This is a genomic window from Gammaproteobacteria bacterium (assembly GCA_029862005.1).
In the GTDB taxonomy this organism is placed as follows: domain Bacteria; phylum Pseudomonadota; class Gammaproteobacteria.
Map to the genome: position 1 here is coordinate 1 of JAOTYD010000039.1, position 25,089 is coordinate 25,089.

21 protein-coding genes and 1 pseudogene are annotated in these 25,089 nt (G+C 54.5%); 7 read left to right on the forward strand and 15 right to left on the reverse strand.

Annotated elements, in window-relative coordinates:
* The 4 genes from OES20_16670 to OES20_16685 all read right to left on the reverse strand — a co-directional run.
* On the reverse strand, positions 1-1,037 hold a 1,037-nt coding region (locus tag OES20_16670; protein ID MDH3636334.1), incomplete at its 3' end, for an extracellular solute-binding protein.
* Positions 1,038-1,077: 40 nt separating this feature from the next.
* Positions 1,078-1,998, reverse strand: coding sequence for an ABC transporter permease (locus tag OES20_16675; GenBank protein ID MDH3636335.1), 921 nt, complete (start codon positions 1,996-1,998; stop codon positions 1,078-1,080).
* Positions 1,995-2,849: an ABC transporter permease gene (locus tag OES20_16680; protein MDH3636336.1), complete on the reverse strand. Its 855-nt coding sequence runs from the start codon at positions 2,847-2,849 to the stop codon at positions 1,995-1,997. The genes OES20_16675 and OES20_16680 overlap by 4 nt, the downstream gene beginning before the upstream one ends.
* Before the next feature lie 52 nt (positions 2,850-2,901).
* Positions 2,902-4,296, reverse strand: a complete 1,395-nt coding sequence (locus OES20_16685; GenBank protein ID MDH3636337.1) for a Rieske 2Fe-2S domain-containing protein — start codon at positions 4,294-4,296, stop codon at positions 2,902-2,904.
* A 196-nt stretch (positions 4,297-4,492) separates the two neighbouring features.
* Here OES20_16685 and OES20_16690 point away from each other — a divergent pair, with 196 nt between their 5' ends.
* Both OES20_16690 and OES20_16695 read left to right on the forward strand, forming a co-directional pair.
* Positions 4,493-6,565: a molybdopterin-dependent oxidoreductase gene (locus OES20_16690; protein MDH3636338.1), complete on the forward strand. Its 2,073-nt coding sequence runs from the start codon at positions 4,493-4,495 to the stop codon at positions 6,563-6,565.
* A 13-nt stretch (positions 6,566-6,578) separates the two neighbouring features.
* A complete protein-coding gene (locus OES20_16695; GenBank protein ID MDH3636339.1) occupies positions 6,579-7,310 on the forward strand; it encodes an SDR family oxidoreductase in 732 nt (243 codons plus the stop codon).
* A gap of 24 nt (positions 7,311-7,334) precedes the next feature.
* On the opposite strand, the gene OES20_16700 is transcribed toward OES20_16695, so the two are convergent.
* The 3 genes from OES20_16700 to OES20_16710 form a co-directional block, all read right to left on the reverse strand.
* Positions 7,335-8,213, reverse strand: a complete 879-nt coding sequence (locus OES20_16700; protein MDH3636340.1) for a DMT family transporter — start codon at positions 8,211-8,213, stop codon at positions 7,335-7,337.
* A 120-nt stretch (positions 8,214-8,333) separates the two neighbouring features.
* The gene (locus OES20_16705; protein ID MDH3636341.1) at positions 8,334-8,948 is read right to left on the reverse strand and encodes a response regulator; all 615 of its coding nucleotides are present in this window, start codon (positions 8,946-8,948) and stop codon (positions 8,334-8,336) included.
* On the reverse strand, positions 8,941-10,992 hold the full coding sequence (locus tag OES20_16710; protein MDH3636342.1) for a PAS domain S-box protein: 2,052 nt from the start codon (positions 10,990-10,992) through the stop codon (positions 8,941-8,943). Before OES20_16710 ends, OES20_16705 begins: the two co-directional genes overlap by 8 nt.
* Before the next feature lie 229 nt (positions 10,993-11,221).
* Between OES20_16710 and OES20_16715 the strand changes: the two genes are divergently transcribed.
* Positions 11,222-12,637, forward strand: coding sequence for an amidase (locus tag OES20_16715; protein MDH3636343.1), 1,416 nt, complete (start codon positions 11,222-11,224; stop codon positions 12,635-12,637).
* Between the two features lie 25 nt (positions 12,638-12,662).
* On the opposite strand, the gene OES20_16720 is transcribed toward OES20_16715, so the two are convergent.
* Entirely contained in the window at positions 12,663-13,670 is a 1,008-nt protein-coding gene (locus OES20_16720; GenBank protein MDH3636344.1) for a C-terminal binding protein, read from the reverse strand.
* A gap of 141 nt (positions 13,671-13,811) precedes the next feature.
* Between OES20_16720 and OES20_16725 the strand changes: the two genes are divergently transcribed.
* Both OES20_16725 and OES20_16730 read left to right on the forward strand, forming a co-directional pair.
* A complete protein-coding gene (locus OES20_16725) occupies positions 13,812-15,425 on the forward strand; it encodes a GMC family oxidoreductase (GenBank protein ID MDH3636345.1) in 1,614 nt (537 codons plus the stop codon).
* Positions 15,422-15,826 carry a hypothetical protein gene (locus OES20_16730; protein ID MDH3636346.1) on the forward strand — a complete coding sequence of 135 codons (405 nt, stop codon included), beginning with the start codon at positions 15,422-15,424 and terminating at the stop codon, positions 15,824-15,826. The genes OES20_16725 and OES20_16730 overlap by 4 nt, the downstream gene beginning before the upstream one ends.
* Positions 15,827-15,845: 19 nt before the next feature.
* Here OES20_16730 and OES20_16735 read toward each other — a convergent pair whose 3' ends face one another.
* The 3 genes from OES20_16735 to OES20_16745 all read right to left on the reverse strand — a co-directional run bounded on the left by OES20_16735 (position 15,846) and on the right by OES20_16745 (position 18,921).
* Entirely contained in the window at positions 15,846-16,334 is a 489-nt protein-coding gene (locus OES20_16735; protein ID MDH3636347.1) for an ASCH domain-containing protein, read from the reverse strand.
* A gap of 335 nt (positions 16,335-16,669) precedes the next feature.
* Positions 16,670-17,572, reverse strand: coding sequence for an HDOD domain-containing protein (locus tag OES20_16740; GenBank protein MDH3636348.1), 903 nt, complete (start codon positions 17,570-17,572; stop codon positions 16,670-16,672).
* A gap of 254 nt (positions 17,573-17,826) precedes the next feature.
* Positions 17,827-18,921 (reverse strand): isocitrate/isopropylmalate family dehydrogenase, encoded by a 1,095-nt coding sequence (locus OES20_16745; GenBank protein ID MDH3636349.1) that lies wholly within the window; start codon positions 18,919-18,921, stop codon positions 17,827-17,829.
* A gap of 184 nt (positions 18,922-19,105) precedes the next feature.
* Between OES20_16745 and OES20_16750 the strand changes: the two genes are divergently transcribed.
* Positions 19,106-20,071, forward strand: coding sequence for a hypothetical protein (locus tag OES20_16750; GenBank protein MDH3636350.1), 966 nt, complete (start codon positions 19,106-19,108; stop codon positions 20,069-20,071).
* A gap of 127 nt (positions 20,072-20,198) precedes the next feature.
* Here OES20_16750 and OES20_16755 read toward each other — a convergent pair whose 3' ends face one another.
* Complete coding sequence (locus OES20_16755; protein ID MDH3636351.1) at positions 20,199-21,278, reverse strand: hypothetical protein; 1,080 nt, start codon at positions 21,276-21,278, stop codon at positions 20,199-20,201.
* 443 nt (positions 21,279-21,721) lie between these two features.
* Positions 21,722-21,844: pseudogene (locus tag OES20_16760) on the reverse strand (integrase).
* A gap of 76 nt (positions 21,845-21,920) precedes the next feature.
* Between OES20_16760 and OES20_16765 the strand changes: the two are divergent.
* Complete coding sequence (locus OES20_16765) at positions 21,921-22,928, forward strand: metal-dependent hydrolase (protein MDH3636352.1); 1,008 nt, start codon at positions 21,921-21,923, stop codon at positions 22,926-22,928.
* 62 nt (positions 22,929-22,990) lie between these two features.
* Here OES20_16765 and OES20_16770 read toward each other — a convergent pair whose 3' ends face one another.
* Together OES20_16770 and OES20_16775 are read right to left on the reverse strand one after the other, a co-directional pair.
* Entirely contained in the window at positions 22,991-23,500 is a 510-nt protein-coding gene (locus OES20_16770; protein MDH3636353.1) for a hypothetical protein, read from the reverse strand.
* A gap of 749 nt (positions 23,501-24,249) precedes the next feature.
* Positions 24,250-25,089: patatin-like phospholipase family protein (locus tag OES20_16775; GenBank protein ID MDH3636354.1), on the reverse strand; the 840-nt coding region annotated here is incomplete at its 5' end.

Here is a 25,089-nt window from a genome sequence, read left to right on the forward strand (position 1 = left end):
GAAATGTCCGCCTTCGAGTAATCGACACGCAATTGCTTTTTGATATCCTCAGGCTCCAGCTGCAGCATTTCGGCCAGTACCGGATCGGACTTCAGTGACTTGATTGCGTTCTTGTTGACCGGAACCACACCGCTTTTACGCGCGTATTCAAGCTGAAAATCGGCATCGTTATAGGCGTTCAGGAACCAGTTTGCAGCCTTGACATTCTCGCTGCTTTTCATGATTACCAACCAGCCGTACTTGTGAACTCCCACTGCCTTGTTGCCTATTTTGGGATGCGCGGTCATGACGTTAGCCCCGGCGTTACGGGCGCGCACACACCAACCAGAATGGACCACAGCCGCATAAACATCACCTGACTGCAACTGGGTGACCACTTCACCGCCGCGCGACCAGAACTTCAGCGCGTTCATGCGCTTGATCAGATCCAGTCCGGGCGCCACATTCTGTTCATCGCCACCTGCCGCATGCGCAATGGCACCAAAGTTGGCCAGACCGCCGCCCGAGGTAATGTCGGGAATCGAAATCCGCCCCTTGAGCTTGGGGTTGGTCAGATCGTTGTAGGTGACCGGTGCGGGAAGACCGAGTTCGGCAAACTTATCACGGTTGTAGCAGATTGACTCCTGGGTATGCCAGGAAGCAATGCGCCAGTCGTTATATTCCCAGTCGTCGAGATAGGCAGTATTGGGCATGCTCGAAGTGTCGATCTTCTGGATAAATTCATTAGTCATGAAAAAATCTTTCTCCTGCGCATCCAGTACTTCCATCACGTCGAACGGCGCCTTGCCCCGCCCGGCGATCAACTTCGCCAGGTTGGATTGCGGACTACCGGTGACAAATTCGATCTTGCCGCCCATCGCTTCGAACTTGGGCACGATCTTGGTCACAATGTTTTCCTTCCACGAACCTCCCCAGGTCGCGACTTTGAGCGTGACGCCATCGAACTCGCCCGCCTGTGACACGCTCGCAAGCGATACACCGAGGGTTAACATGGCCGCACTGATCAAACTGCGGTTAATCTTGCTTCTAAATTTCATCGTTTTCTCCATCCTCTGTTGTGGGTTTATAGCCTGACGGCTAGCGGCTGCCGGATCGCAATAGCGTATCGAGACCAACCAGTTTTTGCATGAATAGCAAAGCCATCAGGCAAAAGAATATGACCAGGGACGCCGACGCCAGTATGCTGGGGTCGAAATCATTCTCCAGTCCGTAAAACAGTTCAATCGGGTAAGTGACAAACCCGGGAGCGGTTAAGAATATGGAAATCGGCACGTCGCCAAAGGACACCATGAACGAGTACAGCGCCCCGGCATAAACCCCGGGCTTGATCACCGGCAGCGTAACACGTCGAAACGTGCTCCAGCGACTGGCACCGAGGCTGAAGGCGGCTTCTTCGAGACGCATATCGAAGCGCTGCAAAATTGCGGTGACGGTGCCGACGACATAGGGGGTTGCAACGAATACATGGCCGATATACAAACCCCAGAAAGTGCCCTGCAGATACATCCCGGTGGCATCGCCCACCAGGTAAAAGAGTTGCAGGAACGCGATCCCGGTGACGATTGCCGGAATCTGCAACGGCGCCCGGAATATCGTTGAAATAAACGTCTTGCCGGGTATCACCCCCCGCACTATACCGAGCGCGGCAGGGATACCCAGCACGCAGGCGCCAAGCGCGGTAGCGCCGGCGAGCAAAAAACTCAGGCCCAGGGCTTCGAGCTGCCCACTGGGAATTTTCCAGTACCACTGGAATGATGGATCGTCAGGCGGAAATTTGATCGCGGTGTAATACTCGCCGCCATGAAACGAAGCGCCGATGACCACGATCATCGGTGACAGCAGAAAGATATAAGACAGGCTGCAATAGACATAATGGAAAATTTTGCCCCAGGGCAGGCCCATTTTGGGCGGCGGCCCGGTACGCCGGCGCGCCACAATCGCCGCCTCACTCGAACGAGTCGGCGCAGGGCTCTCAAGATCCGGCGTTGTCGTACTCATGCAATCACCAGCCTGGCCGCGCGTAGTCGACGAATCAAAATAATCGACAGCAGGTTAATCAACAACACCGTCACCAGTAATACCGCTGACAGGGTGCCGGCCATGGAATACTTGACTTCCATCATGACCGTGCGTTGAATCAGAACCGGTAACGTGAATACCCGTCCACCGCCAAGCAGGGCAGCCGACGTGAATGCCCCCATGCTCATGTTAAATATCATCAACGCGCCGACGGTCAGTCCCGGCAAACTGAGCGGCAACAGCACGCGATAATGCATGCGCCAGCGGCTGGCGCCATGAATCTGCGCCGCGTCTTCGTAGGAACGCGGAATGGTCTGGATCACGCTATACAACAGCAGCACACCGAATCCCAACGTAAAATGCATCAAGCCGACCACGACGCCGGTCTGGTTGCCGATAATCGTGTAGGGTGTTTCGACAATCCCCACCCCCATTAAAAACTTGTTGATCAGGCCGTCCGCCGAAAAGATGATTATCAGGCCGAATACCTTGATGACGATCGTGACAAAGGTTGCCACCACGATGCCGGCCAACAGCAACATCGACCAGCGCGAACGCATACGGGCAATCAAATAAGCCACGGGAAAACCCAGCAGCATCGTGAACAGCGTCGCCAGCGCCGAGGTTTTTACGGTAATCCACAGCGTATTGAGATAAAACGAATCGGTGAAAAATCGAATGTAGTTGGTCAACTGGAGTACATCGCCGGTGCGCCCGAGCCCGAGATCCTTGTAAAAACTACCCTCCAGGAACACATACTGCGACGCCACGATCAGAATTCCGACGATAATCAGACTTGGCAGCAGTACTAATTCCCAGCGCGTATTCATTTTTAATCGTTTCCTGTTAAACGATTTAATGCCCTGGTGACACACCTGGCCATCATCCGGACCCCTGGTTAAAGCGCGGATCGTGTTTTATTTTTTTCAGCTCGCCGACAATATAATCGGCGCGCTCGCTACCCGAATACCGATCGCCGGCAAATACCACCGACATGACTGCATCGGTGACTTCTTCGAGTAACTTTTCATCATCCTCTGAATGAGGGGGAATCGGCAACACCGTGTCCTGGGTATGGGTTAGCCACTCGTCACCCACCCGCTCGGATTGCGGCAACGGCTTGCCTTCCTGAACCATGCGGATCCCGCGCCGCAGTTTATGGCGTAAATAGGCAACGCCCTTGTCGGTCGAACCCAGATTTTCGGCCGCGTGCGAATTGATCGGGCCCTGCGAGACCTGTGCCTCGTAATCGTTCGGATGGCGCTGTCGATACTCGTAGGGTTCGACCCCGGTCTGCCCCGGAAAATCGACCATGTTTTTGCCGCATTCTTCGCGCTTGCCGTGACCCTCGGGATCGATGCCATCGCCAAAACTGCGCCACGAGATAATCATGCAATGGTCGTCGTCGTGAGGAATGGTCCACTTGGTGATACTGGCGCGTTTGAAGTACTTTTCTTCGCGGCCGGTTTCCCACCATGCGCCCACCTGGCTGAAAGAAGGCGATATTGTTTCCTGCGAGCGCACCCAGATCATGTCGTCGACCCGGTAGGTTAAAGTGGCATAAACCTTATGCTCTTTTTCGTAGAATTTGGTGACTGGTGCGATACCCCAGGTATCGCCGAAATGAATATCGGTAACCCGCGCATGCAAAAAAACAGTGTGCCATGGATCCATCGTGTTTTCGCAGATTTGCAGCCAGTTACAGGGATAGTCGATCGAATACGGCACCATTTCGACATCGGGCAACTGCGTCGTGTCATAGCGCGGGAAGTCCGGCTTTTCCTCCGGCGGGCCCAGGTAGGCAAAAATCAGGCCCTGGTACTCGACCACCGGGTAAGCACCGTGGCAAAGCTTCGATTTACCTTCCATCGACTGGGCAGGCATTTCCAGGATGGTGCCATCCGCGTCGTACAACCAGCCGTGGTAACAGCAGCGCAACCCGCGTTCCTCGATGACGCCGAATTCGAGCGAGGCATTACGATGGCTGCAGTGCAGATGCAACAGGCCGTACTGCCCCGACTTGTCCCTGTAGGCCACCAGGTCTTCGCCGAGAATACGAATTCGCCTGGGAATATCGGTCAGTTCCTGGGTCATAACCACGGGAATCCAGAAACGGCGGAAGTATTCGCCACAGGGCGTACCGGGGCCCACGTGCGTGAGTTCGCTATCCTCCGGCGGCCGCTTCGCCCTGTCGTATCCCCTGAATGGACCCTGCTTTAACGATCGCCGTTGTTTGGCTACTTCAGCGTATTCCTTGAAAGCCGTGTCATTGGCCATTAACGCCCCCCCGAACCGTTAAAATTCAAACCACCAAGCATAATGCCGCCAGCCATCCTTGCCTACTAGGCAATCCCTGCAGTCCTGTACAGACTTTCACCCATCCGCGTGGGTGATTTCCCTCATTACGCACAACCGTTGTGCTCTGCATAATGAATCCTGTGCGCATTATTCCCGCAAAACGTCGTTGTCATCGATGAGCCCGTCTGAATCCGACCGTATCGTCAACGGCATCTGTCCGCATGATTGCCCGGATGCCTGCGGCATGCAGACCCGGGTGCGCGACGGTCGTGCCGTCGAGGTCGAGGCCGATGCCGGGCACCCGGTAACCGCCGGCTGGTTGTGCGCCAAGGTCGCGCCTTATCTCGAACGCGTTTACCATCCGCGACGCCTGCGCGTGCCGCTCAGGCGAGTCGGCGCACGCGGCTCGAACCAATGGCAGGAAATCAGCTGGCCAGCAGCAATCGACGAAATCAGCCAACGCTGGCGGGGAATTATTGACGAATACGGTGCCGAGGCGATTCTCCCCTATAGCTACAGCGGCACCCTGGGGCTGGTACAGATGACCGTCGCCAGTGCGCGTTTCTGGAATCGACTCGGCGCCAGCCAGTTAGAGCGTTCGATCTGCATGGCGGCTACCCGCCACGCGGTGCGTGCTACCCTCGGTGCGCGCATGAGCCCACCCTATCACCACGTGCTCGACTCGAAGTTACTCGTGTTCTGGGGTCATAATCCAGTCAGCACCGCGCCGCACCTGATGCCCTTCGTACACAGGGCTCAAAAACAGGGCTGCAAACTGGTCGTCATCGACCCGCTGCGTTCGCGTTCGGTGCGCCATTGCGATTTGCACCTGCAACCCCTGCCCGGCACCGACCTGGCGCTCGCGCTGGGCGTGGCCCGGGAACTCATCGTCAATGGGGATCACGACCCGCACTGGCTGCAGCAACACGCCCACGGCTGGGAACAGTTTCACCAGCATGTCATGTCTTACGACCTCGAACGCGTCGCACAAATAACTGCTGTTCCAGCAGCGCAAATCGAACAGTTTGCGCGATTTTATGGTCAACTCAAGCCGTCGATGATCCGCCTCGGAGATGCGGTCAATCGTAACCGACAGGGTGGCCAGACGGTACGCGCAATCGCCTGCCTGCCCGCCCTCACCGGGCAATACGGGGTTCGTGGTGGGGGCTTGAGTTGTTCCACCGGCGACTACTTTCAATGGGATGACGAGGCGATCAACCGCTGGCAGAACTGCCCACCAGCCGGGCGCCTGGTCAATATGAACCGCCTCGGCGCGGCGCTTCGCGGCGAAGTAACCGATCCACCGATTCAGTCCCTGTTCGTATTCTGCGCCAACCCGATGGTCTCGGCACCCAACACGGGGGTTGTCAAGAAGGGGCTCGAACGAGAAGATTTGTTCACCGTGGTGCACGATTTATTCCTCACCGACACCGCGCGCTACGCCGATATCGTGCTGCCCGCGACCTCGCAGCTAGAACATACCGATCTGCATCGCGGTTACGGTCATACCCTGCTCGGTTACAACCACCCGGCGATTGCGCCGCTCGGGGAATCGAAAAGCAACTGGGAAGTCATGCAGCTATTGTCGAAAGCAATGGGTTTCAAAGATTCCTGGCTGTTTGAGTCGGCGGACGAAGTGATCGATGGGGTATTACAGGCCACCCGGGCAACAACCGACAGGCTCGCCGATACCTCGCTTGAAACCCTGCAGCAAAACGCGCAGGTCGCCTTTGCCAGCGCGGACGAGGTGCCGTTTGCAGGTGGACGCTTTGCAACACCGAGCGCTAAAATCGAACTCTACTGCGAAGCCTACGCCGAGATCGGGCTATCGCCGTTGCCCGAATGGCAGGCAGTCGATGACGACCTCGACGCCGAGCAGGAAACATCATTGCAACTGGTTTCACCGGCGGCGCATCATTTCGTCAATTCGAGCATGGCCAATGTTGCCAGCCTGCAACGGCGAGAAAAAACGCCGCGAGTACTGATTAATCCCGTCGATGCGGCGCCCCGGAAGATCGTGGATACCCAGCAGGTGCGGCTGCGCAACCGCCGTGGCTACTGCATTCGAAGCGCCTGTGTCAGCGACCTCGTGCGACCCGGTGTTGCCATTGCCGTGAACGGTTTCTGGGCGCCGGGCGATGAACCGGTTACCGTTAACTGGACAACATCGGATGAACTCGCCGACGTTGCCGGGCAAAGTACCTTCCAATCCAACCGGGTCTGGGTGGAACCCGCGGACCAGGCATAACTGGAGACCTGACATGAACGACGATTCAAAGCCGGTAACGTTGATTACCGGCGCCAGCAAGGGAATCGGGCGCGCCTGCGCCGACCTGTTGGCCGCACGTAATCACCACGTGGTTGGCCTGGCACGCCATCAACCCGAGGACTTCCCGGGCGACTTTCACTGTGTCGACCTCGGTGACCGCCAGGCGCTCGACGCGATGCTGGAAAACCTGTGCCAGCAATATGCCTTCGGCGGCCTGGTCAACAACGCCGGTATCGTTGGCCCCGAATTGATCGAAAATATCGATCTCGATATCGTCGATGCGGTGTTTCAGGTCAACCTGGGAGCCGCGATGCAATGCGTCAAGTTTTGCCTGCCCGCGATGAAACAGCAACATCGCGGACGTATCGTCAATATATCCAGCGAGCTTGCACTGGGCCTGCCGACCCGCACGGCTTACGGCGGCTCGAAGGCGGCATTGATCAGCATGACGCGTACCTGGGCGCTCGAGCTGGCGCGCGATGCCATTACCGTCAACGCGGTGGCGCCGGGGCCTGTCGATACCGAGTTTTTCCGCTCCAACAATCCCGAGGGCAGTTCCGAACGCGAGCGCAAACTACAACGGATACCGTTGGGCCGTTTCGCGACTGCCGAAGATATCGCCCGATCGGTTGCCTTTTTCATGGGCGATGACGCCGAGTACGTGACCGGACAAACCTTGTTCGTCGACGGTGGTTCTAGCCTCGCAAGTTCTGCTTTGTTCTAGCCATCGCATAATTTATTAATCCGGCTAAGCCCCGGCATTACCTTTAACGGTCTTGCTGCCGCGTCGGGTACTGACGATTGTCAGGCCGGTAAAAATCAGCGCGACCGCGAGCCAGAAATGCTGAGGATGGGTCTCGCCGAACACTATCCAGCCCCAGCCGATACCGGTAATTCCGATGATGTAAGTGCTGAAACTGTAAAACACGGCACCGGCAAGTTCGACAATTTTGAAAAACAGCGAATACGCCACCGCGGCGATGACGCCATGGCTTAGGATCAGCGCCTCGACCAGTCCGGGGCTGCTCCACAACAGGAAAAAATCGCCATTCAATACGGTGACCGGCAGCAAAAACAAAAAAGCGACCAGGTGCGCGCCCCCGGCCAGTAAAAATACGTGGTAACCGGTTATCGGATTACGCGATACAAATACGCCCATACAGGCATAACCCAGCGGACACAGCATGCCGATGATCACCCACCAGTCAATCGTAATTTTGCCGACAATCTGCGGCATGGCAATGATCAACGCACCACCCAGACCCAGCCCGATGCCGACGACGCGCAGCGAATTGATCTGCTCCATGCGCAGCATCACTACCAGCGAGTAGGTTACGATTGGCACCAGCGTCAGCAGTACCGCCATGGTACCGGCGGGAACGGTTTGTACGACGTAAAAAAAGATGACGTTGGGAATCGCGACACCGATCAGGGCACAGATAGTATAATAACGGCGATACCGAAGCAGCGGCGGCAGCTGCCCGCTTCTGGCATAACCCATGGCGATCAGCAAGGTAGCCGCGATCAACGACTGCCACATCGAATAAGCGAGCGGCGGGATATCGTTGATAGCAACATATTTCGAAATACTGGTGGCACCGCCACGCAGCGTGCCCAGCGTCAGCAGTAAAATCAGTGCCAGTGGAAAATATTGCCTCAGTGGATTGCTCCGCTTAGTGGTTTGGGCTGGCAGCTGGCTAACCGGTTACTGCCTGGGCCTGAGCAGCCGATGGCATACCCTGAAATGCTAATGATTCAGCACCGAAAAATCGCGTACCAGTTCTGCAAATGAGCCGACATCGAGTTTACGCATGATATTCGCCCGGTGTCGTTCGACAGTTTTCGGGCTGACGTTAAGCGCACGCGCAACTTCCTTGTTGGAATTTCCGGCCACGAGTAACCGCAACACATCTCGCTCGCGTTCTGTAAGTGAATGGTAGGCTTTTGTTATCGACTCGGTGCGTACCCGCTCGGCGCGATTGCTGCTGTCAAGCTCGAGTGCGTGATTGATCTTCTGTATCAGCAAATTATCGTTGCAGGGCTTTTCGATAAAATCGATCGCGCCAAGTTTAAGCGCGCGCACCGCTGCCGGCACGTCGCCGTGGCCGGTGACGACAATAACCGGTTCGTTGATAGGCTTTTCGGCGATCAACTCCAGCGCTTCCAGACCGCTGATGCCGGGCATGCGCAAATCGAGTATCAGGCAGCCGGGCCCCTGGTCTTTATATTCTTCGAAAAACTGCGACGCCGATGCGTAGCAGCAGGCCTGCAATCCGATCGACTCAACCAGGTACCTTACCGACTGGCAAACGTCTTGCTCGTCGTCAACGATGTGGACCGTTGCTGTTCCGCTTTCAGTCATGGTCACAATTCGCGAGCGGCAGGCGAAAACACAGGCAGGCGCCTGGCGCGTCATCCGCTTCATACCAGAGTCGGCTGCCGTGCGCTTCGATGATGGTTCGGCAGATCGACAACCCCATCCCCAGCCCCTCGGACTTTGTCGTCACATAAGGCTCGAACAGTGTCTGGATGACACTGCCATCGATCCCCGGGCCATTGTCACGCACTTTTACGGTCAGGAATTCGCCATCCGAGTTTTCACATTCGATACCAATACGGCATTCCTCCGAGTCCGACTGCTGCAACGATTCGATACTGTTGCTGATCAAATTGAACAATACCTGCTTGATTTCAATTTTATTGACCTCGACCTCGGTTTCCTCTGGCCCGAGACTCTTGTCCAGGTATATACCATTGCGTTCGAGCCTGTCGCGCAGCATTTCGTGCACGTCTTCAATCATGCTGTCGAAACTTTCTACCCTGACTTCCGGCTTGCCAAGCCGCACAAAATCGGTCACATGGTTGATAATATCCTTCGCGCGTTGCCCTGCCTTGTTGATATTAGTCAGCGCCTCGCGGGCGCTATCGATGTTGACCGGCGACTCGTCGAGCCTGCGCAATAAACCGTTGGCGTAGTTAACCACCACCGCCAGCGGCTGGCTCAGTTCGTGTGCCAGCGCGGAAGCCATTTCGCCCATGGACGCGCGGCGCAACACCTGCGCAAGTTCGGCTTCCTGGCGCCGGTGCCGCTTCTCGGCCTGTTTACGCTCGGTTATATCGGTACGAATACCGACCACGCCCTTGCCGCGTGTTGGACGATCGGTCGACAGGATCCAGCGTCCGTCCGACAATTCCACCTCGACCGAACCACTCTCGCTGGGAAACTTTTTCAGCCGCTCGGCAACCCACTGCTCCGGGTCATGCTGGGCCCCCTTGACTTCACCGGAAATCGCGCTTTGACGCAGCAATTCTTCGAAAGACACACCTTTAACGAAATGCGAGGCGGTTTTTGGAAACAGTTCTTTCAGTTTCTCGTTGAATTCAACCAGTTCCCCGTTCTCATCGAACAGCATGAAACCCTCGGACATGGATTCCAGCGCGGCGGCCAGCATCTGCCGGTTGCGCTCGAGCAGCTGCTCGGCGATTTTGGTTGCTGTAATATCCTGGGTTGCGACCATGATTTGTACGACGCGCTGCTGCGCTTCGCTCCAGATGGGCCGACCGTAGGCCCTTAGCCAGCGCGTATCACCGTTATCATCGATGACGCGAAACTCATCTATCGAGCTCTGGTTTTGCAGTAACCTCTCAATTCGGCTATCCAGCACCTGTGCGTCATCGGGATGTATTATCGGGCGCCACAGCCGGTGATGGCCATCGGCCGTATAGGTCGGTGAAAACTCCTCGCTGAGACGCCCGGTTTGCCAGACGGTCTTCATCGAGCCATCGGCATCGATCTGATAGACATAAATCAAATCTGACATCAGCTCGGAAACGATGCGGTAACGTTCCTCGCTGTTGCGGCGCGCGGTATTTTCGTTTTGCAGCTCTCGATTGCGCTGCTCGAGCTCGAGCGTAGCCGCGCGCACCTTGCGATCCAGTAATTCGTTAGCCTGTTTGAGCGCCACCTCTGCCTGGTGGCGCTGCGATACATCACGCACCAGGAAAAAATAGCCATTGACGCCGGCTTCGCCGCGATCGGGGATATAGTTCAAATGAACCATCCGCGTGACACCGTCGGGATAACTGATTTCACGTTCTTCATTGATTTCATCGCCGGACAGCACCCGTTGCAACAGGGTTTCCACCGTTTGATAATGCTCGTCGGAAAACAGTGTCTTCAACTGCATTCCCACGAGTTCGGATCTGGAACGCTGATACCAGGTTTCAATCAACTTGTTCGCGTAAACAATTTTCAGTTCCAGATCAACATAGCCGACCAGTCCCGGCAGCGAATCCATGATCTGTACCAGTTGATCCCTGGTTCGTCTTAACTGACGCAATTCCTCCTGCTCAGGACCGAATTGGTACTGAAACTTGTCATCGAGCGAGCTGGCTTCAACAGTCATTTTTAATAGCGGCGAAATTGCGAATGCGTTTTAATACTGTTATCTGAAATGAACAATTTACATCAATGACGGAAGAACACCAAACATCGTTATCCCCCGCAGAGGGAGATGTCGAGCCACAGTCTCACCGCTTGCCAGCCATCCCGGGTTCAGGTACCGCACAACCACTGCCAGACCCGTTGCAATTCACTGTCTTGCTTGGCCAACTGGCCGCGGTCGACGCGGAGTCATGAATAGCCCGGATGCTTTCATGTCGCTCACCGTCTTGAGCGAAAAACTGCGCCACGCGGAACTCAGCAGTCAGCGTGTCACGCAGGCGCTATTGCAACGTATCGACGCACACAACCCGGGGATCAATTGTTATTTGAAGGTGTTTGAGTCAACTGCGCTCGAGCGTGCACTGCTGCTAGACCAGGAACTGCAGGACAATAAATGGCGTGGCCCGCTGCACGGCGTGCCGATCGCGGTAAAAGATATTTTCGACTTCCCAGGCCACATTGCCAGTGGTGGCAGTAAGCTACCCCGGGATGGAAGCGATGCGCAGGCTACCCTGATAGAAAAGCTTGAAACCGCCGGTGCCGTTATTGTAGGGGTGCTGAATCTCGATGAGCTGGCAGCCGGCGGCAGCGGCGACAATGCGTTTTACGGCCGCTGTAAAAATCCGTGGAATCTTGCCCACAACACGGGGGGTTCTTCCGGAGGTAGCGCGGCAGCCGTAGCCGCGGGGCTCGCCTATGCCGCCATCGGTTCCGACGCGGGGGGTTCGATACGGATTCCAGCCGCATTTTGTGGCACGGTAGGTTTGAAGCCCAGCTATGGGCGCGTAAGCCGTTTTGGTGCGCTGGCGCGTACCTGGTCAATGGACTGTATCGGTCCGATAACTCGCAGCTCGCGGGACGCGGCCATCGTTTTTAACGCGATCCTGGGTCGCGATCCGCTCGACGCGACTTCGGTAAGCAGCGCAACGGTGTCGTGCGACAGGCCGTCGAACACGGATGCCCGATTACCAAAAATTGGCATCCTGGACGTCCGTACCGAATTCCCCACCATGCAAGCCGATCCGAAATTCGATAATGCAATGGCGCTACTTGAACAGGCAGGTTACCCGATGCAGCCAGTACAGATTCCCGATCTGACCCGCTACACCGAATTGCAACAGGTTGTTGTCAAGAGCGAAGGCGCCGCCATGCATGGTCGCGCACTACGTGAAAATGATCCGCGTATGTCGCACGCGGTGCGCAGCGTCATCGAAGGGGGCCTTAAAATTCCAGCGGTTCGTTATATCGAGGCCCTGTCGACAAGGTCCGCGCTGCTGCAATCCTTCACCACCAATGTATTGGCCGAAGTCGACCTTCTGGCGATGCCGGTTTCGGTGCCGACCGCACCACTGTTCCAATCCCAGACCGACCTGCAGGCCGCGGCGATCGATGAAGAATTTTCGCGCATGGCGACGATGACGAGATTTGCCAATTATCTCGGGATACCCGCGATATCGGTGCCTGCCGGCATTGATGCCGAGGGCCTGCCAACCGCGATACAACTGGTCGGGCGCCCTTTCGAAGAATCTCTATTGTTACAGGCCGCTGACCATTACGAATCCCTGCGTGGCACCATACGCTATCCCGGTGAATCCAGCCCGGGTTAAATTCGATCCGGCTTTCGATTAACGCTTAACCGGCTGAATTGACCGCGTTGCGGTGTACATTTTTCTCAAGCATCAGGCAGGCCGTCTGCGCCGCGTTATAGCGACATTCTGCCATCGAGTGATTCGAGTAGAACGCATTATGCGGAGTTATCAGTAAACGTCCCTGTAACCATTCGGCATGCTCACGCCACGCAATAATCAACGGATGTTCGGCTGGCGGTTCCGAGGGTAAAACATCCAGCCCCGCTGCTGCGATTTGCCCCGAGCGCAGAGCCGACTCGATGACATCGAGATTATCAATCAACCCGCCACGCGCGGTGTTAATGAATATGAGCCCGGGTCTGGCGAGCGCAAACATCGCCTCATTCATCATGCCGCGGGTCTCGTCGGTCAACGGGCAGTGCAGCGACAATATGTCAACTCGCTCGACGAGTTCCGCCAACGAGTCGGCGCGCTCAACCTGGAGTGCACGGAACATGCCGTTGCTGAGATAAGGATCGTAGGCAAGGATCCTGTACCCGAACGGTTTCAGGCGCAGGCCCAGACTGGTGCCGATACGCCCGAGTCCGACAATTCCGACGCAGGCGTTTTTCGAATGCAGGGTTGGCGCGAGATGATTCTCCTGCCAGCTATCGGTGTAACCGCGCGCTTTTGTATCGTGTTCCGGGATACGGCGTTGCAGGCTCAATAGCATCGCCATTGCCGTGTCGGCGACATCTTCCGGGCCGTATTCCGGATTGTTGGAAAACACGATGCCGCGTCGCTCCAGTGTAGCGATGTCTATCTTGTCGTAGCCGACGCCGTAGCGTACCAGGATCTTGCATCTGTCGAGGTGTCGAATCGTGGTCTCGGTGATCGACGGTGTCCATACCAGCATGGCGTCGAGTCGTTTTAGTTGCGAAGGGTCGAAAGCCAATTCGTCACGCGTATCAAAATGGATAATTTCCGCGTGTTTTGAAAACGCCGCCAGTTCCGGATCAAACGGTGGTTTGATTAAATGGGTAACTCCGATAGTCCAGCGTGTTTGCGCCATGAATCAGTTCCGTAGGAGAGGCAGTGGCGAACTGCTCCGGCAAATTAATAATTAATCCAGTTACTTCGGTCCCGCCTGGTGGCCACCCGAAAAAAGATTCTGCTTGTTCCGGCCAAATCTATCAACTAGGTTTAGTGCCAGATGTCAAAGATCAACACAGAAGTGCTGGTTATCGGCGCCGGCTTATCCGGTGCGGTCGCCGCTTTACAACTGGCAAAGGCCGGCATCGAAGTGACTTGCCTGGAACAGGGTCAGTGGAACGACCCGGAAGACTATCCCGGCAACAAGGCTGATTTTGAACTTCAGGCCATGGGCGTATGGCATGCCAATCCCAATACCCGCAAAGCCATTGCCGACTATGCGATTCTGGACGATAGCAGCGACATCAAGCCGATGCTCTACAATGGCGTCGGCGGCAGCACCATTTTGTACAGCGCACACTGGATGCGCTTCCTGCCAGGAGACTTTCAGGTACGCTCGCTCGATGGGGTTGGCGAAAACTGGCCGATCAGCTACCAGGACCTCGCGCCATATTACGATCTCAATGATTTCGACTTCGGCGTTTCGGGTATCGCCGGTGATCCGGCCTATCCCGATCGTCCCGAGTATCCCCTGCCGCCTCTGCCGATACAACCCTGGGGAGAACGTGTCGCGGCGGCACATCACCGGCTCGGCTGGCACTGGTGGCCAGGGTCAAACGCGATTGCTTCCCAGCCTTACCGAGGCCGCCGTCCCTGCGTACAGCGATCGACATGCCGCGCGGGATGTAACGAGGGGGCCAAGGGGAGCGTCGATCGCACCCACTGGCCGGATGCGCTTGCCCACGGTGTGCAACTGATCACAGGTGCCTGCGTATCCCGAATTTTACTGAATAACAAAGGCCTTGCCTGCGGCGCCCTGTACACCGACCAGGGTGGCGAGACAAAAACGGTCAACGCCCAACTGGTTCTGCTCGCCAGCCACGCAATCGGCAGTGCCCGGCTGCTGCTGAAATCGGCAACGCCTGCCTGTCCCGACGGCCTGGCAAACAGTTCCGGTCAGGTCGGGCGCAATCTGATGATGCATCCACTGTGTCGAATCATCGGCTTTTTTGACGAGCCGATGATGAGCTGGCAGGGACACTGGGGACAGAGTATCTATTCACTGGAGTTCGCAGAAACCCGCTCCGAGCACGATTTCGTACGCGGTGCGAAGTGGAATCTTTCACCTTCCGGGGGTCCCCTGGCCGCCGCGCTCTACCCGCTCGACGAATCCCGTTGCTGGGGCAAGGACTTACACCGCCGCATCGATAAGTGGCTGGGACGTTCGGCAGTCTGGGGCATTACCGCGGAAGATCTGCCGGATTCCGAAAACCGGTTGACGCTGGATCAGGATTCTCGTGATGCCGACGGCGATCCCAATATACGCCTGCATTACCGGGTTTCTGACAATAGCAAACGCATGCTCGATTTCATGGCGGATCGCGCCGTTGAATCTTTCGCCGCTGCCGGCGCTTACGAAACCAGCGCGCGTAAACTTGTCACGGATAACGGCTGGCATGCCCTGGGTACCTGCCGAATGGGCAGCAACCCGAAAACCTCGGTGGTCGACAAGTGGCTGCGCAGCCACGACATCGAAAACCTTTACATCATCGACGGTAGCGTTTTTGTGACTTCGTCTTCGGTAAATCCCGCGGCAACCATCGCCGCGCTGGCACGACGCACGGCTGATCATCTCATCGAGACGAGATTTAAGGCCAGGGTTGCTGCGACATGACTGGTTCGATAACTGGCCCGCAAAGAAAGCTGATCGCCGAAATTGCCGCCGTCGTCCTGCCGGGCGGTGACGGCCAGCCGGCGGCGAGCGAAATTAGCCTTGAGCGTGGGCCGATCGATCGCGTTTTTAAATCGCGGCCTGATCTCGAGGCCCCGTTTATCCGCATTATGAATGCATACCGCAACGGACCCGAGGCATTCTTAGGTGCCCTTGCAGAATCCGACTACAACCTGATAATGACTGTAATTTGCGCGGCTTATCTGATGGACGAAGGCGTCAAAAAAGCGCTTTATTATCCCGGACAACAAGCGCTAACGCCCAACCGCGGCGGGTTCGGCGGCGAAGACCTGGTAATCGAAATGATGCAGCGGCCGAAAAAATATCGCGACACGCATCGATAACCAGTACCGCCTGTCGGACTTAGGGAGTCGCATCCTCGTTGACCGCCACCAGCTCGAATGACTCGAGCACCACGGGTAAATCTTCGGACCAGGGTTTGCCCCAGTCACCAAGCTGCAATTTGAAGTATTCTTCGTGACATTGCTTCCAGTACTCGAGACTGCCATCGCCCTCCCCCTCGCGCGCCGCAAATGCTGCATCCACGTCCTTGAATGGTCTTAGCTCGACATTGACAATTTCAAGCACACAGGCGGGTTTGAAGTTTTCCCAGAGAATTATCCAGTAATCTCCCGCTTCCCGCCGCGGAACCTCGTTCAGCTCGAAATCCATCGCCAGGTGCGCCGTTGCGCGCTTAACCCGGTCAATCGCCAACTGGGTTACGTGGTCGCCATACTCCGCGTATTTCGGGTCGCCAAAAGTCCGCGTATGATAGCTGTCTGCTGAAATACCGTGCTGTTCGCAAACACGCGCCCAGAAGGCTTCTACTTCGGGTGTCTTTTCACCAATCATAAATTATTTTCCTCACGCTAATCGCAGATGCCGGGCATTCAATTACTAATACGCCGGCACGGTTCCAATACATAAGCATTTGTATGGTCGACGATAATAATAATTATTTCAACATTATGGATATCAGCAGTAAACAGAGCTTGACAGGTTGCGGACCGGGAAAACCGGACTATGACCAGATGTGCCTGTCGATTGGTAGGATCACAGCCTGTACAGATAATGTACTGTAGTAAACTTATTACAGGGAAAAGCCTGACCGTGGCAGTTTCGCATTTGGGGCAGATTGATATGGACCAGGCTTACCGACAATTCGCCTGGATTGATGCCCGGCTACGCTAATCGTTGGCGATTTCAAGCGCGACCATACCGAGTGATTCCATGACTTCGAATACCATGTCTTCGGCATACTGGCATGCGTATGCAATCTGCTCGAGGGTTGCGTATCCCTGGTCCCAGTTCTCGATATCGTCGAGTATATTCTGCGTTTCCTGTTCGTCCAGGGGTGGCACATAGGTACTCAGGCAGTTCGCCAGGTAAATCAGGTGGGTGGCTTCGCGATTGGCACCATCGTGAACCACCTCGTGGTGATTACGCGCGCAATCAATCAGCAATTGCGGCAGGCCCCAGTGATCCATCAAGGCCTCACCCACGGCGGTGTGGGTAACGCCGACCTGGCTCAGTTCAGCGGTTAATACGTCGACCCGTTTTTGAATCATGTACTCTTCCACAGCCAGCATACGATGCGGTACCTTGTTAATCAGCAGTAGCTTGCCAATGTCATGCAGCAAGCCCGCGGTAAACATCGATTCAGGTTCCTTGATTGCGCTGAGTTGTATTGCCAGCTGACGTGCGATGATCGCGGTTTTTATGCTGTGCTGCCAGAATACCTGCATCGAGAAGGCCGGGTTCTCCTGCGTGCTGAAAACGCCCCGCAGTACCGAACCGATCAGGATATGCTTGAGTCTTTCGCGTCCGAGTAACGAAACCGCCTGCGAAACCGAGGCGACCTCGTTCGGCATACCGTAGTAGGCGCTATTAACCATTTTCAACACGCGCGTCGTTATCGCAGGATCATTTTGTACCGTGTCGCCGATCTGCTGTACGGTACTAGATTCGTTTTCCAGTTGTTCGGAGACACGCAGATAAATTTCCGGCAGGCTGGGCAAATCCTGGCCCTGGCCAATCAGCTGTTCGAGGGTTACGGGAGGTTGTATATCGAGTTCGGCAGTGCGCGTCATGCTAAGGAGCATAGCAGAGATAGTTTTAAAAACAGTGCCGTTCGTCAGGCAAGTTTTTGGCGCGTGAAAATCGATGCTAGAGATTAAAACTATAAAATTTTTATCAATATAATTTGTTTATTTACAAACAGTTAAAGTGTTATTTTAATGTTAATTCTATTTTAATGTTGAACCCGTTCTCCGAATCAGGAAGCACCAAATCACACTTGATGAATCATAGGGGGGGGGCATCTTACAGTGGACAAAATAAAGGGTCAGAGAAGAGCCAACAACTCGCGGGTGATCGCCCGTGTACCCATATCACCGCCAAACTCGATCGGACGGATTCGTGACTCGGTAAAACCACTTGAGACTGCGGTTTCAATCAGGCGTGATGCCTCTGCCAGCGTCGGCTCCCCGGCTTTGTCAGCCAGATACTCCAGCATCATTGCACCACTTAAAATAGCGGCCAGCGGATTGGCAGTATCCTGGCCCATGATATCGGGCGCGCTACCGTGTGCGGGTTGAAACAACGCGGTAGACTCTCCGATCTCGGCACAGGCCGCCATCCCCATGCCACCGACCAGCCCACCGGCAAGGTCCGAGAGAATGTCGCCAAACATGTTTTCGGTAACCAGCACATCGAAGTCCCAGGGCCGACGAACCAGGTCGAGTGCCTGCGCGTCGACGTAGTTATAATCGGTTTGAATATCAGGAAATTCCAACGCGATTTCATCGTAGATCTGCCTGAAAAACGCCATCGATGTAAACACGTTGGCCTTGTCGACGCAGGTTAACATACCATTTGAGCCTCCCTGCTTACGTTTACGCGCCAGTTCGAAGCCGAAGCGATGCAACTTCTCCGTAGTAGCGCGAGTAATTCGCAACACATCGCGCACCTCCTCGTTATTAACAATCTCACTTCGGCCATGTACCGCCGCCGAATAAAACAAACCCTCCGTGGATTCGCGCAATATGACGAGGTCTATATCCCCGGCGCGTGGATCGGCAAGAGGTTGCGGCACATTCGGATAAGCCTTGACCGGCCGCACCCCGGCATACAGTTGGTAGATATCGCGCAGGCGCAAATGGGGTGAGATCTCGGTACCGTCCCTGTGTCTGATCTCAGGCAGACCAATCGCGCCGAGAAATATCGCGTCCGCCTTCCCCGCGGCCTGCTCCCCTCCTTCCTCAATGTCATGTCCGGTTTCATGGAAGTATGCCGCACCAGCATATATTTCGCGGTAATCCAGGCAGATGGCAGCAGATTTCGCGACTGCCGCGTCGACGATCGCAAGCGCCGCATCGGTAATATCGACACCGATACCATCACCCTTGATTACAGCAATTTGAACAGCTACCCGGGACATTGCAAATCACAGCTCTAAATCCCCGCAGTATAATTCAAAAATCGTGGCGAGTTTCGGCACGGGTTACCGGGTAACCTGGCTGAAATGTTCTCGCATGGAAATCCATTCTGTCCCTTCTATACTCCTGTTTAACAACCCTTAAAGCGTTTCGTCCCATTGAATCGGGGGAACACAGGAACAGCCGATGAAATTTATTCTTATTGGAGCCGTCTTACTGATCGGCCTTGCATTTGGTGCCGCCAAGTTTTACCTGTATTACAAGGTCAGCGATGGCATGGATTCTGCTGTCCTGGCGATGGCACCCTACGCGGAGATTGAGTATGGCGGCATTAGTTCAACCATAACCGGGGAGCTCACAATCGACGATATAAAGGTGAAAATGAAGGCCTACCGTGACGGCTTTGTTATCGGACGACTGGGTATCGATACCCCGAATTTTCTAACCCTGCTGAACTTGAGCGACTTCGCTGCAGGTACTCCGTCGGCAAGCAGCGAAACACCGAAATATTTCGGATTTATCGCCGAAGATATTCAATTCCTGGCAACGGCCGATTACTACAAGGATTTTTACGAGGCAAGCATCAAGAAACTGGCACCCCCCGACATCAGGCAACGTGGGGTTCATTGCGTCGGCAAGTACGGGTATTCACCAAAGGCACTCCAGGCACTCGGATACGAGGAAATGCTCGTGTCAGTATCGATCGGTTTACGACAGGCTAAAAACAATTATAGCGCCGAAATGAAATTCGACGTGGTCGATATGGCAGACCTCGAGATGAGTGTACAGATGGCGGGAGACTTGATGACCGGCGTGGCGAGTGGGCCTTACTATAAACCGAAGATGAGTGACCTGCGTATAAAAATCACGGACCAGTCGTTAAACCAGCGGGTTGAAAAGTACTGCACAAAGCTGGGATTGACGCCGGCACAGATTCTGGCTGCGCATTTGAACGCGCTACAGTACCGCGGCAAATTGCATGGCATCGAGTTTGATGAATACGTAATCGATCCATACAAGGAATTCCTGGCCGGGAAATCCACGCTCATCGTTACCGCCAAGCCGAGAGAACCGCTCGACCTGGCAAGAATCAAAAGATATAAGCCGAGCGATGTACCTGCCCTGCTGAACCTGGAAGCGGCTGCCCAGTAATAGCCGGCTTTCATACAAGTCTTGAGGGAATGGCACATTTTTTTGCCAACCATGAAACTGGCAATTTGGTTTAAATGGAAATTAGAAAACTGCTGGCTACCCTGTTAGTCAAAATCCAGACACTCTTTCAGTGGCCCAGGTTTAAGATATTCCTTCGATATTTATCTTGCCATAGCACATCCAGGAGCCTGGCCACCGCCAGGCATTCGAGACCAAACGGCAGGTAACCGCTATATCCCAGCAGGGGCATGTGAAAAATCTCGAAGCGCTGCACGTAAGGAACCGAGTATTCCCAGTGTGCAAGACTCCCGAAGTTCCACATTTCCCAGAAGAATCCGCATACGAGACCTGCAAGAGCGACCTGCCATATCTCCTGCCAGTCGCCCTTTACTGGCCCATCTAAGACAGATCCTTGATTCATCATAATCTGCAGCGCCGTGATCAAGGCAAGTGGCGCAAGCCAGAGCATTGAGAACAGTGCATTCGGCCACACACCGACAGCTGCGAGCCCTGCAGCAGAAACGATCAGCAGAACCCAGGCAATCAGTTTTGACTTTATCCAGGCCATCGTCCAGGCATTTTCGAGGCCCCCACTGAGGCGCGGAAAAGTAGCCAGCAATTCGCGTGTTCCCAGAACCGCTGGCAACACCGTGGCAAAGGGCAACGTGGCCTGCCAGAAATAGTCCCACGATCCAAGTGTATCAACACCGATGTAGAACCAGTTTTGAACGAAGCGGTTTAAAAACTCGAAGAACCACCAGAAGATGGCACTGAGGGGGGCCAGTGCCAGAGTATACCCCGGGCGATGCGTCAACATGCATCGGCCAGTGCGCCGCCATGTCAGCGCATTGACGATCGCTATATAACCGAACCAGAGCATACTGAATGTAAATGCCTGGACGGGTGCAAACCACGGGAACCTGTTCCACGCGATAAACCAGACGATAACGAGCCAGGCAACGGCGAGCCAGCCCCACCAGGGAAAGTACGCAGCGTTTACCGGTTTTTCCTCGCTGCTCGCGTGGAACCGGATTACCCGGTTAAGGAAAGGAGATACCGAAACGATAATGAACAATAATGTCGCTACGAATGCCCACCAGGAAAAATCTGCATGAACGACGTGCGCGGTTCGTGGCGGAAACTCTAAATACAGGTCAAGCGGTTTTCCAGCCAGCACGATGCCTGTGAGCGGGAGTCCGATCAACATCAGAACCAGAGGGACAAGCAGTATCAGAAATCGCATTCAGAACGGGAATTATTAAGTAGTAGGATGATACCCTCCCTCAGCAGAAAAACAGCAAGCTTACCGACGAGATTATCCATTGCCATCAATAAACCGAATGAAATCAAGCAATTGAAATACTATCACATCCCGAACTTAACGATATTGATCGGTCTCGAAATGTAGTAATAAGCAGTGTAAATGAGCTTAATTTAGTAGTGGGTTGGTACATTACTGCTACACAAAAATAATGTGAGCGCACATATTTTCACTATTCCAAAGCAATGGGATGGACTCCTCTTAATCATTAGTTGAAATGTCACAATCTCAGTTTGGCACATCGATGCCAATTAGATGAGGAGGAGTCCATCCCCTTGCATTGAGAAACCCAGATACGCCGTAACCGGCGTCCCCCGGGCTGCCTCGCCCTAAATCTCTGTCTGTTCTGACATCTCCGGAGCATCATCCACCTCGATACCCAGATGTTTGACAGCACTCTTCACTTTCGTGTGTCCCGATAAAATCCGCACCCCCCTGATCGTTAGACTCTGACCATTCCTGATGGCGAGCATCAGACAACCGGTGTAATGTAGGGGGATTGCCCAACCCGTAGGCGACATAAAAAGTTTGGATCCGTTAACTCAGGGTTTGCTCGGTGGTGCGCTGGCGCTGTCGGTCGCAGACAAAAAAGAATCTCGCCTCGCAGCGGCGATTGGTTTTGCTGCCGCACTACCGGCAGATGCCGATATTCTGATCGGTGCCAGCGATGACCCGCTACTCAACATCGAGTTTCACCGGCATTTCACGCACTCATTGATCTTCATCCCCATCGGGGCGCTGATCGTCGCGTCGATATTCTGGCTGCTGCTGCGTAAGCGTATCGGGTTTAAAAGTACCTATTTCTATGCGTTGCTGGGTTATGGCACCAGTGGCCTGCTCGACGCTTGCACCAGCTACGGGACCCATTTGTTGTGGCCCTTCAGCGACGAACGGATTGCGTGGAGCATCATTGCAATCATCGATCCGGTGTTTACTCTGGTGCTGCTCATCGCACTGATCCTCGGCTTCAAGTACTACAAACCGGGCTCGGCCCGCGTCGGCCTGGCGCTCGCCGGCGCCTACCTGCTGCTTGGCCTGTGGCAGCATAAAAACGCGCTCGAATCCGCGCGGGAACTCGCCGCGCAGCGCGGCCACGACGTGCAGCGAATCCTGGTCAAACCGACGCTCGCGAACCTGATCCTGTGGCGCTCGGTTTACCACAGCGGCGATGTGTTTTACGTCGACGCAATTCGGGTCGGGCCGGACTCAATCCGATTTTACCCGGGCGGCTCGGCACGCATGTTCGTGCCTGAGAGGGATCTTCCCGAACTTCCGCGGGCCAGCGTACTCGCGCGTGACATTGAACGGTTTTACCAGCTTTCAAATAACTTCGTGGTGTCTGACCCCGGGCGTGACAACGTCCTGATCGACATTCGCTACTCGATGTTGCCAACCAGCGTCACACCGATGTGGGGCATCGAGCTCAACCTGGTGTCGCCCACACAACACGCGAAATTCAGGATTTATCGAGACCGATCTGAAGACATGCGGGAGAGGTTCGGCGCCATGCTACTGGGCCGTGATCTGCCGGAGTGACGCAATCTCGGTGAGTCAGCGGCGATTTACGACCCGAAGCGAGCGCTAGCATTAAATCTATATTACCAATTCGGTAGTTGGCCTGTATCCCGATAATAATTCGCTTGCGTTCTCGCGCAATTATCTATTGCCCTGAAGCCGTGTTTACGCCATTTGAAATCGCACTTTTGATAAATCTCTTGCTCGACAGAATCATTTTCCAGTTTGCTGTTCAATACCAGTCTGGTCATTACACATTTGCTGATCCTTGCGACTCCATTGATCGGATGGTAATCGACACAATCATCGTAAATATCCTGTGCCAGCGACCGCCTACCTAACTGATCGTGTGCTACTCCAAGAATTCTATTCTTTATTGTATTTTGTTCGATCATACAACCTCCTAACGCCGATCCGGTTGTTCCATGTTTTTCTACACAAAAATCGAAAATCTCTTTCGTGTATTTCAGCTTGTAGCGTTGCAGTAAGTAGAAGTCATGCCTATGGCTTCTGTTTTCGTCGGTTGCTGCTCCATATAGGGTTGCTGGTGACGTTGAAATAACTAACACGAGTATAGATTTTAAAACCGTCATCCCTTTTGCTCATCGTTAATGCCAGATCATTGTACTCAAATTTTCTGAGGGTGATATTTACCTTTGTATATCAATTGTTCTCGATGTAAGAAACGGAGTTTTATGGCCTAGACTAAACTTGCATGCAGCTGAATCATTAAAAAAGAATCTCACACGAACATCGAATGTCCGCTCGTGGCCGAAGGTTGGCATTGGTAAGGAGTTTTTCAGCGTCTGTTTTGTAGAAATTACCGCCGATGGATACTGCTAATTTCGAGGTATGGGAAATTTTCCTTGTAAAACCAGCAAATAACCGTAAAGCAAGCACTCTATAATTGACCACATATAAGAAATTTAAGTATTAGTAATTACATTAAATAACCCTTGTAAGTTACTAATTTACATAGTTTTAAAACTCGTACGCCTGGAGAGATTCGAACTCCCGACCGCTCGGTTCGTAGCCCTACTGGTAAAATGGTAAGTATTTATAAATCAACAATTTGCGGTCTTGATCAACCTCGAAATGTAGTAATAAAGAGTGTAAATGAGCCTTATGTAGTGATGTGTTGGTACATTATTGCTACATACGAGTAATGTGAGTGAACATATCTACTCACCTCCCGAAAGCGGGCCCTCAGAAATTTTTAATGAGCTTCCGAGTGCGACCCTGAACCGACACTCAGTCAAATCACGGTAAAGGTCAGGAACCGGCACATAGGAGCCATAAAACCCGCGAGAAAAGCGGCAGATTATCGGATTCGAGGGTCTGTTTAGATCTGGTAGCGCTGGCGCAGGGCCTGCCTCAGCTGGCTGCGCGCCGGCATCGATTGCCGATAAATTTCGTCAACGCGGTTGAATTCGAGCACGCGCACATCCTCGAGCTCGGGACGAATATAAATATGCGGGGGCCGCCGCTGCATTTTTTCGTGCAGGATTTGGGCCTGCATGATCTGCATGGTATTGAACAGGGTTTCGAAATAACCGGGTGCGTCCTCCGATTGCGGATTGCGTTTGCCCGAGACGTCGATCGCGACCACGACGTCGCAGTCATCGAACAGCAGGTCGTATGGAACCGGGTTGACCAGGCCGCCGTCTACCATCACCCGGCCGCGATGCTGTACTGGACTGAACAGCCCCGGGATCGCGATGCTGGCCTGAATCGCGGGACCCAGGCTGCCGCTTTCGAAAACCACCTGCCCGCGCTGCCAGAAATCCGCGGCCACGATCTGCAGCGGAATACCCAGTTGATCGAATCTGGACACGCCGCTGGTTTCCTCGATATAACGGGCGAAAGCATCAGTGTCGATCAGTCCACCGCTGCCCAGTTTCAGTTGAATAAGATCCCACCAGCGGCCCAGGTCCTGTTCGAACAGCCCACTGAGCCAGGATTCATTTTCGGAGACGGTCAGCCTGTCGACGAGCTCGCGAATTTCACGCCCCGACAACCCTGCCGCGTACATCGTGCCAATGACCGCGCCAATGCTGGTACCGGCGATACGATGCGGCCGAATTTTCAATTCGTCGAGTACTTCCAGCATCACGATATGCGCGAGGCCGCGGGCGCCGCCGCCGCCCAGCGCAAGGCCCAGATCGCCACCTGATTTCCAGGC

Excerpts from the sequence above, each read along its gene's own strand:
- OES20_16740 (MDH3636348.1), bottom strand. The coding sequence starts at position 17,572 with ATGACGCGCACTGCCGAACTCGATATACAACCTCCCGTAACCCTCGAA.
- OES20_16750 (MDH3636350.1), top strand. The coding sequence starts at position 19,106 with ATGAAATTTATTCTTATTGGAGCCGTCTTACTGATCGGCCTTGCATTT.
- OES20_16770 (MDH3636353.1), bottom strand. The coding sequence starts at position 23,500 with ATGACGGTTTTAAAATCTATACTCGTGTTAGTTATTTCAACGTCACCA.
- OES20_16720 (MDH3636344.1), bottom strand. The coding sequence starts at position 13,670 with ATGGCGCAAACACGCTGGACTATCGGAGTTACCCATTTAATCAAACCA.
- OES20_16710 (MDH3636342.1), bottom strand. The coding sequence starts at position 10,992 with ATGACTGTTGAAGCCAGCTCGCTCGATGACAAGTTTCAGTACCAATTC.
- OES20_16680 (MDH3636336.1), bottom strand. The coding sequence starts at position 2,849 with ATGAATACGCGCTGGGAATTAGTACTGCTGCCAAGTCTGATTATCGTC.
- OES20_16705 (MDH3636341.1), bottom strand. The coding sequence starts at position 8,948 with ATGACTGAAAGCGGAACAGCAACGGTCCACATCGTTGACGACGAGCAA.
- OES20_16725 (MDH3636345.1), top strand. The coding sequence starts at position 13,812 with ATGTCAAAGATCAACACAGAAGTGCTGGTTATCGGCGCCGGCTTATCC.
- OES20_16735 (MDH3636347.1), bottom strand. The coding sequence starts at position 16,334 with ATGATTGGTGAAAAGACACCCGAAGTAGAAGCCTTCTGGGCGCGTGTT.
- OES20_16755 (MDH3636351.1), bottom strand. The coding sequence starts at position 21,278 with ATGTTGATCGGACTCCCGCTCACAGGCATCGTGCTGGCTGGAAAACCG.
- OES20_16730 (MDH3636346.1), top strand. The coding sequence starts at position 15,422 with ATGACTGGTTCGATAACTGGCCCGCAAAGAAAGCTGATCGCCGAAATT.
- OES20_16715 (MDH3636343.1), top strand. The coding sequence starts at position 11,222 with ATGAATAGCCCGGATGCTTTCATGTCGCTCACCGTCTTGAGCGAAAAA.
- OES20_16685 (MDH3636337.1), bottom strand. The coding sequence starts at position 4,296 with ATGGCCAATGACACGGCTTTCAAGGAATACGCTGAAGTAGCCAAACAA.
- OES20_16745 (MDH3636349.1), bottom strand. The coding sequence starts at position 18,921 with ATGTCCCGGGTAGCTGTTCAAATTGCTGTAATCAAGGGTGATGGTATC.
- OES20_16695 (MDH3636339.1), top strand. The coding sequence starts at position 6,579 with ATGAACGACGATTCAAAGCCGGTAACGTTGATTACCGGCGCCAGCAAG.
- OES20_16675 (MDH3636335.1), bottom strand. The coding sequence starts at position 1,998 with ATGAGTACGACAACGCCGGATCTTGAGAGCCCTGCGCCGACTCGTTCG.
- OES20_16690 (MDH3636338.1), top strand. The coding sequence starts at position 4,493 with ATGAGCCCGTCTGAATCCGACCGTATCGTCAACGGCATCTGTCCGCAT.